12 protein-coding genes are annotated in these 13945 nt (G+C 69.1%); 6 read left to right on the forward strand and 6 right to left on the reverse strand.

Annotated elements, in window-relative coordinates:
- Positions 1–27 precede the first annotated feature (27 nt).
- Genes Vau01_RS51135 through Vau01_RS51150 form a run of 4 tightly spaced genes read left to right on the forward strand, consistent with a single transcriptional unit; the run spans position 28 to position 5429 of the window.
- A complete protein-coding gene (locus Vau01_RS51135; protein ID WP_204008570.1) occupies positions 28–1689 on the forward strand; it encodes an ABC transporter substrate-binding protein in 1662 nt (553 codons plus the stop codon).
- Positions 1690–1691: 2 nt separating this feature from the next.
- Entirely contained in the window at positions 1692–2687 is a 996-nt protein-coding gene (locus Vau01_RS51140; RefSeq protein ID WP_204008572.1) for an ABC transporter permease, read from the forward strand.
- Positions 2684–3610: an ABC transporter permease gene (locus tag Vau01_RS51145; RefSeq protein WP_204008574.1), complete on the forward strand. Its 927-nt coding sequence runs from the start codon at positions 2684–2686 to the stop codon at positions 3608–3610. Before Vau01_RS51140 ends, Vau01_RS51145 begins: the two co-directional genes overlap by 4 nt.
- Position 3611: 1 nt before the next feature.
- Positions 3612–5429: an ABC transporter ATP-binding protein gene (locus Vau01_RS51150; RefSeq protein WP_204008575.1), complete on the forward strand. Its 1818-nt coding sequence runs from the start codon at positions 3612–3614 to the stop codon at positions 5427–5429.
- Here Vau01_RS51150 and Vau01_RS51155 read toward each other — a convergent pair.
- From Vau01_RS51155 to Vau01_RS51165, 3 genes are read right to left on the reverse strand one after another with little or no spacing between them, the layout of a single operon-like run.
- Entirely contained in the window at positions 5375–6403 is a 1029-nt protein-coding gene (locus Vau01_RS51155) for a hypothetical protein (RefSeq protein WP_204008577.1), read from the reverse strand. The two genes, Vau01_RS51150 and Vau01_RS51155, sit on opposite strands and share 55 nt — an antisense overlap.
- Positions 6397–6732 (reverse strand): PadR family transcriptional regulator, encoded by a 336-nt coding sequence (locus tag Vau01_RS51160; RefSeq protein ID WP_204008578.1) that lies wholly within the window; start codon positions 6730–6732, stop codon positions 6397–6399. The genes Vau01_RS51155 and Vau01_RS51160 overlap by 7 nt, the downstream gene beginning before the upstream one ends.
- Positions 6733–6780: 48 nt before the next feature.
- The gene (locus Vau01_RS51165) at positions 6781–8577 is read right to left on the reverse strand and encodes a GH39 family glycosyl hydrolase (protein WP_204008580.1); all 1797 of its coding nucleotides are present in this window, start codon (positions 8575–8577) and stop codon (positions 6781–6783) included.
- A 163-nt stretch (positions 8578–8740) separates the two neighbouring features.
- On the opposite strand from Vau01_RS51165, the gene Vau01_RS51170 reads away from it, so the two are divergent.
- Positions 8741–9976, forward strand: a complete 1236-nt coding sequence (locus Vau01_RS51170; RefSeq protein ID WP_204008582.1) for an MFS transporter — start codon at positions 8741–8743, stop codon at positions 9974–9976.
- On the opposite strand, the gene Vau01_RS51175 is transcribed toward Vau01_RS51170, so the two are convergent.
- Both Vau01_RS51175 and Vau01_RS51180 read right to left on the reverse strand, forming a co-directional pair.
- The gene (locus Vau01_RS51175) at positions 9914–11062 is read right to left on the reverse strand and encodes a hypothetical protein (protein WP_204008584.1); all 1149 of its coding nucleotides are present in this window, start codon (positions 11060–11062) and stop codon (positions 9914–9916) included. The genes Vau01_RS51170 and Vau01_RS51175 overlap by 63 nt on opposite strands.
- The gene (locus tag Vau01_RS51180) at positions 11059–11940 is read right to left on the reverse strand and encodes an XRE family transcriptional regulator (RefSeq protein WP_239152618.1); all 882 of its coding nucleotides are present in this window, start codon (positions 11938–11940) and stop codon (positions 11059–11061) included. The genes Vau01_RS51175 and Vau01_RS51180 overlap by 4 nt, the downstream gene beginning before the upstream one ends.
- Positions 11941–12697: 757 nt before the next feature.
- Between Vau01_RS51180 and Vau01_RS51185 the strand changes: the two genes are divergently transcribed.
- Positions 12698–13027, forward strand: a complete 330-nt coding sequence (locus tag Vau01_RS51185) for a hypothetical protein (RefSeq protein WP_204008587.1) — start codon at positions 12698–12700, stop codon at positions 13025–13027.
- A gap of 126 nt (positions 13028–13153) precedes the next feature.
- Here the strand turns inward: Vau01_RS51185 and Vau01_RS51190 are convergent, their stop codons facing one another.
- Positions 13154–13882, reverse strand: a complete 729-nt coding sequence (locus tag Vau01_RS51190) for a FadR/GntR family transcriptional regulator (RefSeq protein ID WP_204008589.1) — start codon at positions 13880–13882, stop codon at positions 13154–13156.
- Positions 13883–13945: the final 63 nt, after the last annotated feature.

Here is a 13945-nt window from a genome sequence, read left to right on the forward strand (position 1 = left end):
GGCGCCGTACACAGGAGGTAGTGCAACGTGAGACGCCCAACGCGCTCGCTGATCGCCGCCGTCGCCACCGCCGCGATGCTCGTAGCCGCCGGCTGCACCGGAACCGAGAACCAGTCGGGCACCGGTTCCGAAGGCCGGGTCGACTACCTGAACCTGGGCGGCTTCGGCGGTGGCAGCAACCCCCAGCCGAACTACAACCCGTACCTCGAAGCCACCCGGCTCGAAGCCATCAACTACCTGTTCGAGCCCCTGATCCAGTTCGACAACTACGGCTGCGAGGCGAAGCCGTGGCTCGCCACCAAGTGGGAGTGGAAGGACCCGTCGACGCTCGTCTTCACCATGCGCGACGGCGTGAAGTGGAACGACGGCCAGGCGTTCACCGCCAAGGACGTCGAGTTCACGTTCAACATGCTGAAGCAGCACAAGGCATTGGACCTCCGCGGCCTGTGGCGCTACCTCTCCGCGGTGACCGCGCCCGACGACAAGACCGCCGAGTTCAAGTTCAACGGGCCCGGCGCCGGCGCGTTCACGGAGATCGACGACGTGAAGATCGTGCCCAAGCACATCTGGGAGAAGCAGACCGACCCGGTGACGTTCGTCAACGCCGACAACCCGGTCGGCACCGGACCGTTCACGGTGAAGTCCTTCAACGGCCAGCAGTTGGTGATCGCCCGTTCGCCCGGCTACTGGCAGGCCGACAAGGTCAGGGTCGACGAGGTCCGGTTCAACAACGACCAGACCGATCAGCAGATCAAGCAGCTCCAGCTCAGCCGCGGCGAGTTCGACAGCAACGCCATCTTCGTGCCCGACATCCAGAAGACGTACGTCGAACGCGACCCGAAGAACAACCACTACTGGTACCCGGCGGACGCGAACATCAGCCTGTACCTGAACCTCACCAAGGCGCCGTTCAACGACGTCGCGTTCCGCCGGGCGCTGCTCACCGCGATCAACCGCCAGGAGATCGCCGACAAGGCCCAGTTCGGCTACGTGAAGCCCGCCAGCCAGACCGGCATCAAGATTCCGAACCAGGAGGACTTCATCCCGGCGGACATCGCGAACAAGGGCGTCCAGCCGTTCGACACCGCGAAGGCCGACCGTGAGCTGACCGCCGCCGGTTACACCAAGAGCGGCGACGGCAAGCGTCTCGACAAGAGCGGCAAGCCGATCGCGTTCAAGTTCGCGGTGCCGGGTGACTGGACCGACTGGGTCGCCGCCCAGAAGATCATCATCGAGAACCTGACCGCGCTCGGGTTCCAGATCACCCAGGACGGCCCGGCGTTCCCGTCGTACGAGAACGACCGCGCCATCGGCAACTACGACGCGGTGCTCGGTGTGTACGGCGGCTCCTGCAACATGTACCGCAACTACCAGGAGGCGCTGTCGAGTGACGTGTCGGCCCCGATCGGGCAGAAGGCGGTCAGCAACTTCGTCCGCTGGAACGACCCGCGCACCGACGAGCTGATCGACAAGCTGTTCGCGGCGCAGGACAAGGACGCGCAGAAGCCGATCGTCGCCGACCTGGCGAAGATCATGATGGAGCAGGTGCCGGTGATCCCGCTGTGGTACGGCGCGCGCTGGTTCCAGTACTCGACGAAGAAGGCCACCGGCTGGCCGAACGAGAAGGACCCGTACGGCATGCCGACGGACAACCTCCTCTGGATCACGAACCTGAAGCCTGCGGGGTAGTCATGGCCTACTTCGCCAGGCGGTTCCTGTTCTTCCTCGCCACGCTGTGGGCCGCGGTGACCCTGAACTTCCTCATTCCGCGGCTCCAGCCCGGCGATCCCGCCGACGCCATCGTGCAGCGGCTGGTCGGCAAGGGCGGCTCGATCGACCCGGCACAGGTCGAGGCGATCCGGACGATGCTCGGCGCGCCCGACGGCAACCTGTTCGAGCAGTACGTCCAGTACCTGGGTGCGTTGTTCCGGGGAGACTTCGGGATCTCCTACACGTACTTCCCGTACACGGTGACGCACATGATCGGGCAGACCCTGCCGTGGACGGTGGTTCTGGTCAGCGTCACCCAGATCCTGGCCTTCGTCATCGGGAACCTGCTCGGCACGTGGGCGGCCCACCGCCGCAACAGCCGGGTCGACTCGGTGATCACGCTGGGGTCGACGTTCGTCGGCACGTTGCCGTTCTTCTGGATCGCGATGCTGCTGATCTACGTCTTCGCGTTCATGCTGCCGTGGTTCCCCAGCGACGGCGGCTTCGGGCCGGGCAGTTCGCCGGGCTGGAACTGGGTGTTCATCTCCGACGCGATCCAGCACAGCGTGCTGCCGGCGGTCGCGTTGCTCATCACCGGTCCGATCGGCTGGATCATCGGGATGCGCAACAACATGGTGCAGAGCCTCGGCGAGGACTACACGCGGCTCGCAGTGGCGAAGGGTCTGCGCGGCCGGCGGGTCGCGTTCACGTACGGCGGCCGGATCGCGATCCTGCCGAACGTCACCGGGTTCGCGATCGCGTTGGGCAGCATCCTCGGCGGCACCGTGCTGGTGGAGACGGTGTTCAACTACCCGGGCATGGGCCGGTTGCTACTGGAGGCGGTGACCAACCGGGACTTCCCGCTGATGCAGGCCATCTTCCTGTTCACCACCGTGGGCGTGCTGATCGCCAACTTCGGCGCCGACCTCCTCTACGGGTTCCTGGATCCGCGCGTTCGTAAGGGAGCCCACACATGAGCACTCCGGTACAGGCCGCTCCGACCCACGCGGTGCAGTCGGAAGGTCTTCAGGTCGAGTCGGCCGAGGTCGGTCGCAAGTGGATTCCCGGCTGGTTCGTGATCCTGTGGCGCAACCGCAAGTGCCGCATCGGTGTCGTGATGCTCGCGGTGTTCGTGCTCGCGGCTCTGTTCGCGCCACTCATCACGCCGGCCGACCCGCGGGCCGACGACTTCGCCCGGTCGGCCGGCCCGTCGGCCGAGCACTGGCTGGGCACCACCGCGCAGGGCGAGGACGTGTGGTCGCAACTCATCTACGGTGCCCGCGCCTCGCTGACCGTCGGAATCGTCGCCGGGGTCATCTGCACGGTGATCGCGCTCGTGATCGGGCTGCTGGCCGGTTACAAGCAGGGCTGGGTCGACGAGGTCCTGTCGTTCTTCATCAACCTGGGCCTCGTGATTCCGGCGCTGCCGCTGATGATCACGCTGGCCGCCTACGCACCGGTGCGCGGGCTGTGGCTCATCATCATCGTCATCAGCGTCACCGGGTGGGCGTACGGGGCGCGCATCAAACGGTCCCAGATCATCACCTTGCGCACCCGCGACTACATCACGGCGGCGCGGTTCGCCGGCGACCGCACGTGGCGCATAATCTTCCGCGAGATCGTGCCGAACATGACCTCGCTGATCGTGGTGGGCTTCATGGGCGCCGCGCTGGGCGCGATCGGTGGTGAGGCCGGGCTCGCGTTCCTCGGGCTCGGTGACCCGCAGACGGTCAGCTGGGGCACGATGCTCAACCAGGCGAGCCTCGGTGGCGCGATGCTCACCGGTCAGTGGGCGTGGCTGATCGCGCCCGGTCTCGCGTTGTCGTTGCTGATCCTGTCGTTCACGCTGATCAACTTCGGCATCGACGCCCTGAGCAACCCGCACCTCCGGGAGGACTGAGATGCCGCTCTTATCGGTGCAGAACCTGTCGGTGACCTACACCCCGCGCGACCACCCGGCCGTGCGTGCGGTCCACGACGTGTCGTTCACCGTCGACGACGACGAGTTCGTCGGCCTGCTCGGCGAGTCCGGCTGCGGAAAGTCCACATTGGGCAATGCGATCCTGCGGCTGCTGGCGCCACCGGCGCGGATCAGCGGCGGAACGGTCGAGTTCGGCGGCCGCGACATCACCAAGCTGGCGCAGGACGAGTTGCGGGAGATGCGCTGGGTCGACCTGTCGACGGTGTTCCAGAGCAGCATGAACTCGCTCAACCCGGTGATCCGCGTCGAGGACCAGTTCGCCGACACGTTCGACGCACACAGGGACGCGCCGAAGACCGATCCGGCCGAGCTGCTGCGGATGGTGTCGCTGGATCCCGAGGTGCTCAAGGCGTTCCCGCACGAGTTGTCGGGTGGCATGAAGCAGCGGGTGGCGCTCGCGCTGGCGCTCGCCCTGCGGCCGAAGCTCGTGCTGCTCGACGAGCCCACTACCGGGCTCGACGTCGTGGTGCAGCGCAGCATCCTGAACGAGCTGCGCACGCTGCGCGAGCAACTCGGGTTCGCGGTCATCTTCATCAGCCACGACCTCGGCACGGTGCTGGAACTGGCCGACCGCGTGATGGTGATGTACGGCGGCGAGCTCGTCGAGAACCGGCCGGCGGCCGAGATGCTCCGCGATCCGCGGCATCCGTACACCCGCGGGCTGCTCGGCTCCTACGCCGACCCGCGGCTCGCCGAGGTGAACGTCACCTACATTCCCGGCCGGCCGCCGGACCTGAGCCGCGAGCACCGGGGCTGCCTGTTCACCCCGCGCTGCCCGTACGCCGAGGACCAGTGCCGCGAAACGCATCCGGAGCTGCTGGAGAACCACGGCGGCCTGGTGCGGTGTCACGTCGCGCAGCAGGAGCGGCTGCCCGCGGCCCGGAAGGGCGGTTTCTCCACAGTGGACACTGCGGCCGTCGCCGTGGTCGAGCCGGTCGCGGACGCTCCGGTGCTCGCCGTCGAGAACGTCTCGAAGACCTACCGGACCCGTCGGGGGCTGCGTACCAGCACCACCGAGGCGGTGATCGACGTGTCGCTGAAACTGTTCGCGGGACGGGTGACCGCACTCGTCGGCCAGAGCGGCAGCGGCAAGTCCACGATCGCCCGCCTGGTGACGGGAGTGGAGCGGCCGACCGAGGGCACGGTCACGTTCGGCGAGACGCGCGTCGACCGGTTGCGCGGGCGCGCCCTGCGGGACTACCGGCGGCACGTGCAGATGGTGTTCCAGGACCCGTTCAGCGCGCTGAACCCGACCCGCACCGTCGCGTACGCGCTGTCGCGTCCGCTCGTCAACTATCGCGGGCTGCGCGGCCGCGCGGTCCGCGACCGCGCCGCGGAGCTGCTCGAAAGCGTCGGCCTGTCGCCGGCCGCGCAGTTCCTCGACAAGCTGCCGCACCAGCTCTCCGGCGGCCAGCGCCAGCGCGTGGTGACGGCGCGGGCGCTGGCGCCGGAACCGGAGATCCTGATCGCCGACGAGCCGATCTCGATGCTCGACGTGTCGATCCGGGCCGAGATCCTGGAGCTGCTCGGCGAGCTGGCGCGCAGCCGCGGCCTGGCGATGCTCTACATCACCCACGACCTGTTGAGCGCCCGCCTGCTCGCCGACGACGTGCTGGTGCTGAACAAGGGCCAGCTCGTCGAGAGCGGGCCGACGCTCGAGGTCATCCGTTCGGCGAAGGACGACTACACGCGACTGCTGCTGGACTCGATCCCCAACCCGTTCGCCAAGACCGCCTGACGGTTGTTGGCCATGAGGAACGCGACGCCGAACGCGGCGACCGCGAGGAGCACGTGCGGATAGGAGCTCAGGAAACTCCAGATACCCCGCGCCGAGTGGAAGCTGTGCGCGCCCTCGTCGGTCGCCGACTCGAACGGCTGCGGCGGTACGAGCCACTGCGCGAACCACTTCCACGCCTGGGATCGCGGCGCCGTCGACGATCCGAACTGGACGAACGTCGCCGCCGTGACCGCCAGAGCCGCGATGAGTGTGGCGGTGACGCTCGCGGTCACCAGCCGCCAGCCCGTACGCCGTCCCGCCACCGACCGCAGTTTCGCGGCGAACAGCACGAAGGCGACCAGCCACACGGCCCAGCTCGTCACCATGCCGTACGGCTGGTTGCCGAAGTGGTAGGCCATGGTCGACGGGTACGGCACGCCGTTCGGCATCTCGTTGTACAGGGCCAGCCGTTCCAGGCCGAAGCCCAGCCCGACCCACCCCGCGACCACCGCGATCAGGCACAGCCCGAGCGTGGTGGGACGGACCCGGCGGGCCGCGAACCGGCGGCCCAGCCACCATCCGGTGACGGCCGCCAGCAGCACCGGAATCAGCGCCACGGCACCCTGTACGAGACGGGCGCCCAGGTTGCTGTCGTCGATGATCGGACGCTCGCCCTCGGCCATCGACTGGTAGACGGTCCGCCAGCCCTGATCGGCCAGCGCGAGCACGAGCAGGTAGCCGACGACGGCCGCGACCACGCCGGTGATCCGCTTCCAACCGAGCGGCGGGAGCGTCGGCTCGCCGCCGGGCCGGGCCAACGCGAGGCTGATGCCGAAGCCGAGCATGAGCCGGGCCCGCCGGAACGTCGACAGGCTGCGGTCGCGCGCGATCGTGCGGATCTCGGCCGTCCACTCCCGCAGCAGCTCGCCGCGGATCGCGGCCGGCCACCGATCGGCGGCCCGGTGAACCAGCCACAACGACGCCCGGGTCACCATGCCGGCCCCAATGCCGGCGGGGCTTCGGTCATCGGGGCGACGATCGAGGTCTGCGCCCGCAGTTCGGCCAGGCCGGTGCGGGCCGCCTCGGCGCCCTCCGGGGTGAGCTGGTAGTAGCGCCGGACCGGCCGGCCGGCGTCGGAGGGATCCTCGTCCTCCCACCGCGCCGTGAGCCAGCCGGCGTTCTGCAGCCGCGTCAGGATCGGGTAGAGGGTGCCGCTGGCGATTCCGGTCTGCTGCATGAGCTGCAGCCCGTAGTGCTCGCCCGCCGGATCGGCGAGCAGGGCGGCGAGCACCTTCGCCACCGGGACGGTCATCTTGACGGTCATGCCCGGGACTCTACATAGCCCCTCTCGCGGTTGTCTACATAGCCTCGGTTACAGCTCGATCAGGACGGCTCCGGGCTGCGGAATGTCGACCGTGAACTCGCCGTCGCCGGGTAGCGGTTCCGTCGTCAGCGTGTCGGCGGCGCGGAGCGCGGCCCACTGGTCGACGGTCGGCCAGCCGCGGACCTTCAGCTCCGCGGCGAGCGTCGTGACGTCGCTGTGGTTCCGGTCGAGGCGGGTGACGGTGGCGGTGCGCCCGGCCGCGCCGTCGACGGTCAGGACCACGCGCCGGGCGAGCGCCGGGTCACCGTCCATCTTGGACTGGTCCAATGTGGACACCCAGACCAGCACCGTGATGCGGCCGTCGTCGTGGCGGCTGGCCCACGTCTGCACGAGGCCGCCGGCGCCGTCGCCGGTCGCGGTCACCGGCAGTTCGGTGTCGCCGAGTTTCGACAGCATGGACAGTGCGTGGTAGCGCGGCTTCGCGATGCCGCCGACCGTGATGAGCCCGAAGCCGCCATGCAGCAGGCGCGGCGGGCGGCCCAGTTCCTCGAAGTGGTCGCTCGCCACCCAGTAGGAGAGCGCGTCGACCCGGCCGGCGGCCGACCGCATGCCGGTCAGCAGGAACGTCGCCGCCGAGGTGCCGTCGTTCACGGGGTTGAAGTGGGTGGGGGTCACGCCCCACTCCGTCCACAGGATGCGGGCCTCGGGCCGGCCGTACCGGTCGAGCGTGGCGCGGAGGTCGAGCGGCGGGCTGCCGTAGGTGTGTGTGGAGACGAAGTCGACCGGCGCACCGCTCGTCGCCGCGTGCGAAAGCAACGCGTCGACCCAACCGGCCGCCGCCGACGACGGTCCGCCGACGGGAATGCGCGGGTCGACGTCCTTGACCGCCCGCGCGGTGACGTCGTACAGCCGCATCCACTCGTCGCGGGTGCCCGACCAGAACACGTCGAGGTTCGCCTCGTTCCACACCTCGAAGTCCCACCCGAGCACCTCGTCGCCGTACCGGTCGAGCAGGTGCGCGACGAGCGCGCGCACCAGGTCGCCCCAGCGGTCCCAATCCTTCGGCGGCGAGATGACGCCGCGGTACTCGAACACGGTCTGCGACGGATCGCGCGCGAGATCGCGCGGCATGAACCCGATCTCGACGACGGGCCGCAGCCCGGTGGCGATCAGCATGTCGTACACGCGGTCGACGCCGGTGAAGTCGTGCACCGGCGTGCCGTCGCGCTCGGTGTAGACGCCGAGGTCGTCGTGCAGAATCGAGTGCGCGCGCACGGTTTCGACGCCCACCTCGTCCCGGATACGCTTGAGCGCGGCGAGCAGTTCGGTGCCGATCTCCCGGCCGCCCGACCGGTCGGTGCAGAGCAGTTGCGACAGGCGCTCGCTGCCGATCATCGGCTGCCACGGCCGGTGCAGCGGCGTTCCGTTCGCGGTCGCGTCGAGTCCCAAGTGGACGGTCCGGTCGCCGTCCCCGCGGGACGCGGCGGTGACGGTGGTGCTCAACGGCCCCAGGGCGGTGACCTCGGGGACGGCGGCAACCGCGTACACGTAGGTGACGCCGGGACTGCCGGTGGTGTCGATGTACCACGTGTCGGGCACCGACAGCACGTCGCCGCCGAGATGGTCGACGGGCGCGAGCCTGGCTTCGGCGCCGGATTCGGCGCGGTGCACGAGATAGCCGACCGCACCGGGAACCGGTTGCCACGTAAGGCGGACATGCCCGACGCCTTCCGCGGCTTCCAGACCGGCGGGCGCCGGAAGGTCGGGGAGCGGCGCGCCCGCGATGCTCGATCGCACCCCGATGCGCTGCTCCCAATCGGCCCGGGCAGTGGAATTCTCGGTCATCCTGGGACGGTAACCGGTTTCTGCCCGGGCCGCCTGTCGAGGAGTTGGCCCTCCGAAGATCCGCTCGCTCGGATACATTGCGGTTGGTGCAACACCCTAACCGGATCGGCCGATCGGCCGACTTCCCGGACCCATTTCACCGGTCGGCTCGTATTTCCGAGGGATGAGTGTGTTCGTAAAGACCCCGCGGGTGGGGACCGCCCTGGTGTTCCTCGCCAGCGGCGCGGTACAGGCGTCGCTGTTCGCGCGCCTCCCGGCCCTTCAGGACGCCTCCGGCGCCGGCACCGCCGCGCTCGGAACCGCGCTGGCCGTGATGGGTGCCGGAACCTTTGTGGGAATGTGCACCGCCGCCCGGCACTTCCGCACGTTCGACGATCGCCGGATCGTCGCCGTCGCGTCCACGCTCACCATCGGCGCGCTGCTCGGGGCGAGCTATGCGTCGTCACCGTGGCAGCTGACGTTCGCGCTGCTCGCGCTGGGCGTCCCCGCGGGCATGTGGGACGCCCGGATGAACGTGCACGCCGCCGTCGTCGAGCGGCAGGCCGGGCGGCACCTGATGACCGAGTTCCACGGCCTGTGGAGCCTCGGCTGCGTGGTCGGTGCCGGCGTGGGGGTGCTCGCGGCGTCGCGGGGTTGGCCGGTCCTGCACCAGAGCCTGGTGGTCGGCGGGCTGGCCCTCGCCGCCTGTCTCTTCGGGGTCTCGACCTTCGTCGACCGCGACGACGCGCCGCCCCGGCCGGTCCCGACGGGCCGCCGCCCGTTCCAGCCCTACCTCGCGCACCTGATCGCGATCATCTTCCTCGGCGCGATCATCGAGGGCGCCGCCGGCGACTGGCTGGCCGTCCTGCTCGCCGACGAACGGGGGCAGTCGCACGGTGCGGCCGCCTCCGGCTACCTGACCTTCGTGGCGGCGATGGCGGTCGGGCGGCTCGGCGCCAACCGGCTCTACCGGTTCTACCCCGAGGTGAGTCTCCGGCAGGCGGTACTGCTCGGCACCGGCACCGCCGCCGCCGGCGTCGTGCTGACCGCGTACGCGCCCGTGGGGATCGCCGTGCATCTCGGCGCGGTGTGCTGGGGCGTCGGGATCTGTGTCGTGTTCCCCGGCGTGCTCAGCGTGGCCGGACGGAAGTCCGACTCGGGGCGGACCGTGGCGCTGCTGTCGTCGATCGGATACGCGGCCAGCATGGCCGGGCCGATCGGCCTCGGGCTCGCTTCCTCGGCGCTCGCGCGCCCCGATCTGCGGCTCGCGCTGGCGGTTCTGCTGCCGCTGTGCGCGGCCGTGGCCGTGGCGGTGGCCTGGTGGACGAAGCCCGACTCCGAGCCCGTCCGGATGGAATCACCACGGCAACCACGCGTGGGTACCCTCGCGTTCGAACCCACCCCCGAAGGCGGACGTTGAGACCGGGAGGTCGAACAGCTCCGCCGCCGACCCGATCGGCAGGCCGAGCGGCAGGTTGGCGCGGAACGTTGCCCAGGTACCGAGATCGTGGCGCCACGCGTCGAGGTAGTGGCGGCACAGTTCCGGGCTGACGTGCTCGTCGAGTTGCCCGCGGGCCGCCAGCAGCGCCGCGGCGATCTGCTCCGAACCGGGCATGGCGTTCAGTTCGAGCCGTTCGAGGATCCCGTCGATGAACCGCCGGCGTTGCTCGATGAACCACCGCCAGTAGGCGATGTCGGCGTGCCTGATCCGGCCGCCCCGGTCGAGGATCGCGAACAGTCCCTCCGCCAACAGGTCGCCGAACTCCTGGCCGCGCGCCCGGTCGGGATCGTCGAACGGGTCGAACCGGTCCTGTACCGCCACCCCGGTGACCGCCACCGGCAGCAGCGTCGAGTGGTCGAGCAGGAAGAACCAGTCTTCGTTGTAGATCTCCGGGAAGAACGAGTTGACGCGGTCCGAGCCGACCGCGAGGGCACCGGCACCGACGAACGTGCCCTGGCGCCCGCCGGTCTCCCGGTTCGCGTGGCACACCACCGAGTTGTCCGGGTAGCCCTCGACCCGCATGCCGACCGCGTCGTGCGTGCGCAGCAGCCAGGCCGCCCGCCGGAGGTCGGCGGTCTCCGGGATCCGGATGTCGTCGTCGAGGAAGAGGATCCGCCCGAGCCGGGCCATGTACGTCAGGGCCAGCCCGAGGTTCCGCTTCGCGCTCACGTCGGTCTTCCGGTGGAAGCCCTCGCCGGCGAGCAGGTCGGTGGTGGCCAACTGCGGCAGGCGCTCGCCGAGGTCGGGCGGCACGTCGACGATGTACTGGTTGCCCCGGTCGTGCTGGCCGATCGCGGCCCGGATCTCCGTGCCCAGGGAGTCGCGGCTCGCGAGCACGAGCAGAACGCAGTCGAGCTCCCGCGCGAGTTCCGCGGCGTGTTCGCACCGGCTCGCCGACCGGCCGCTCGGCACCACGATCGCGTCGAGGCGGGCCAGCATCCGCGGGCCGGGAACGACCTTCCGCAGGAGCGGGGAGTGGGCGGTGGGTGCGCACGATGCGGTCACGAACCACCACCGGACGGCGGCCACTCGTGCAGGACGGTGGTGGGAATCGTCCAGTCCGGTGTGACCGCGTCGCCGTTGGTGGTCACTCTGACCCGCGCGAGCACGCTGAACCGTTCGAACCCGCCGAACCGGTTGTGGATGAACCGTTCGTTGCGGTCTCGGAAGCGGACGTCGGTGAGGGCACGAACGGCGCCGAACGTGCCCCGGCCGAACATGCCGCTGCACAGCGTCAGCGTGCGCCGGGTGTTGTAGGGGTTGACCGACCGGAACACGTGCGCGAGGTCCTCGCGCAGCACCGGCACCCCGTTCTCCTCGACGAGGACGGGCGTGAACCGCTCACCGGTCGCGCCGTTCTGCACGACCTCGAAGTAGCCGTGGCGGTCCTCGGCCGTACGCGAGCCCGGTAGCAACGGAAGCTGCACCAGGCGGACGATCTCCTCGGTGAACGGGTTCCAGTCGACGCCGCCCAGCAGCACCAGGTGCGTGGTGTAGTCGTCGGCGTCGAGATCGTCGGCGGTGCGGATGTTGACCGGAATTGTGGGGTTCACCGCGCGGACATGGCCGAACATCTCGATCAACGCATCGATGTCGGCGTACGTGTAGGACCGCACGTAGTCGGGATCCTTGTTGTCCGTGTACGGCATCCGCTCCAGCATCTTGCCGGGTAGGCGGGCGCACACGATCGTGACCGGCCGCCGGTCGGGGAAGTAGTACGGGCCGCCGCCGATCATGTCGCCCGCCGATGCCAGCGGCTGCCGGTGCGCGGGCGCCGACTCGGCCTCGGCCGGATCCTCCGAATCGCGCAGCCGGAGGAGTTCCTCGTACAGCTTCTCGCGTTCGGCCTTCTCGGCCTGGGTCAGCTCGCTCTCGGCCAACAAGCGGGGCCGTTGCCCGGAAACCGAGCGCCGGGTGGCGAAGAAGCCGGCGTATTGCCGGAGGCGGGTGACGGGCGGCTTGACCGGCCGCTCTCTATTTTCCCAGGACGAGATCAACGACAGGCTCAGTGGACGGTCGGTTCCGAAGGCTTCTGCAAGTTGCGGTTGGGTTATGCGGAGGTCGGGCCAGTGGCGTTCACGGAGCGACCGCAGGCGCCTCGCCAGTGCCTGCTCAGGCTCGCCAACACCCGACATCCGACTTCACTCCAGGGCCTACTGAACTTCAGTTCATCGAGTCAGTAAACCACCCAAAGGCCCGAGAACAAAGCAACGTGATTTTCACTCGCGTACGCCAATCGACGGTGCACCAGCACGGGTGTTCCGGCTAACGGCCTCGATATCGGAGCGTGCGATCAGGAATCAGTGGATCACGCTGGAACCTGAATATTGTCGATGATCCGACTCGATCGACGAGTGGAACTCACACCTTCGGTGAAGTTTGATCGGTCCACCTTGACTTCAGGCGGGCCGACGAATGCACGGAAACACCGGACGATTCGTGTTCCACGATGCGGACGACATGATTCCCGCTCACCGTCCTTTCGCAAGTGATCGTTCGAACTGAAATCGGCCACTTCGGTACACCCGAAACCGCAACCCGCCGAATATAAGAAAAGACTCCAGAACTGGCTGTCAGAAGCGTTCTTCAGCGTGCGAATCTGATGGCATGGTTACCGAACGTAACGAGCAGATTCGCAACATGCCACGCTTACGGCCGCCACGAACACCGAAGCAGGCCACGATATGGCCGAGTGTCGTCGTGTCGGCAACGGCCATGCCGCTGCTCACCGGCTGCGTCACGGCCTCCGGCGACGCCGCCGCACCGCTCCGGCCGAACTTCGTCGCGGCCGCCGTCGGTCTTGTGATGGTCTGGGTCTTCATGGTCAAGGCGACCGCCGCCGTCATGGTCGCCCTCGTGAAGATCAGGCAGGCCCTCTTCGAGTTGGCGGCGGTCGTCGTGTCGTTCCTCGGCGCCGCGGCGATCACCGGCGCCGGCCTCGCGCTCGTCACCTGGGTGACCCTGAGCTGAGCCGCCGCGGGTGCCCCCGAGCTGAGGCGGCCGCGCGGCCGGGCGCGCGGCACCTCGGGAAAAGCGATCTTGGACGCCCAACCGTTGGTCGCCTCGGGACGGCGTCCAAGGTCGCGAGACCCGTACCTACGACAGATCGTGTGAAGCGGCGATCACGGCGTCGCCCCAGAAGCGGACATGCGCCGCCGTCCGTTCCTCCGCCAACCCGGCCTCGGCGGCCGCGATCGCGTCGTAGATCGCCTGGTGTTCGGCGATGAGGCGGGGCCGCACCGACGACCAGTCGTTCGCCACCAGGGCCACGTCGGCGATCAGTGACCGCAGTGTGCTGTCCGCCGCCGTCTCCACCAGGTTCACCAGCCGGTTCCCGGCGGAGCGCACCAGCGTCACGTGGAAGCTGGCGTCGAGTTGGTGGAACGAGGCCTGGTCGAGCGCCGGGTCGGCCATCCGGTCGAGCAGCGACCGCAGCGTCTCCAGGGCGGATCCGGGGTCGGACGCCAGCCGCCGCACCGCGTTGGTCTCCAGCATCACGCGGAACTCGACCACGTCGGCCAGCGGCACGTGCCGCAACGCCACCAGCAGGTCGAGAACGGTGGTGAACGCGTTGCCGGGCTCGCTGAGCAGCACGGCGCCGTTGTCGGCGCCCCGTCGCGTCCCCACCAGGCCCAACGCTTCGAGGACCCGCAGCGCCTCGCGGACCGATGCGCGCGACACCCCGAACTGTGACGCCAGTTCCCGCTCCGACGGGAGGCGGGATCCGGCCCGCAGATGACCCGCGCCGATGGCCTCCTTCAGCTGGAGAAGGATGGCCTCGAAGGCGCGCGGCGTGCTGATCGGCCGGAACGCGGGTGCTGACATCCAGGCGAGGGTACAACGAGTGTTGACCCTGTCACCGGCTTGGTCCTATGGTCAGACCAATGC

It is taken from the genome of Virgisporangium aurantiacum (genome assembly GCF_016863635.1).
Classification (GTDB): domain Bacteria; phylum Actinomycetota; class Actinomycetes; order Mycobacteriales; family Micromonosporaceae; genus Virgisporangium; species Virgisporangium aurantiacum.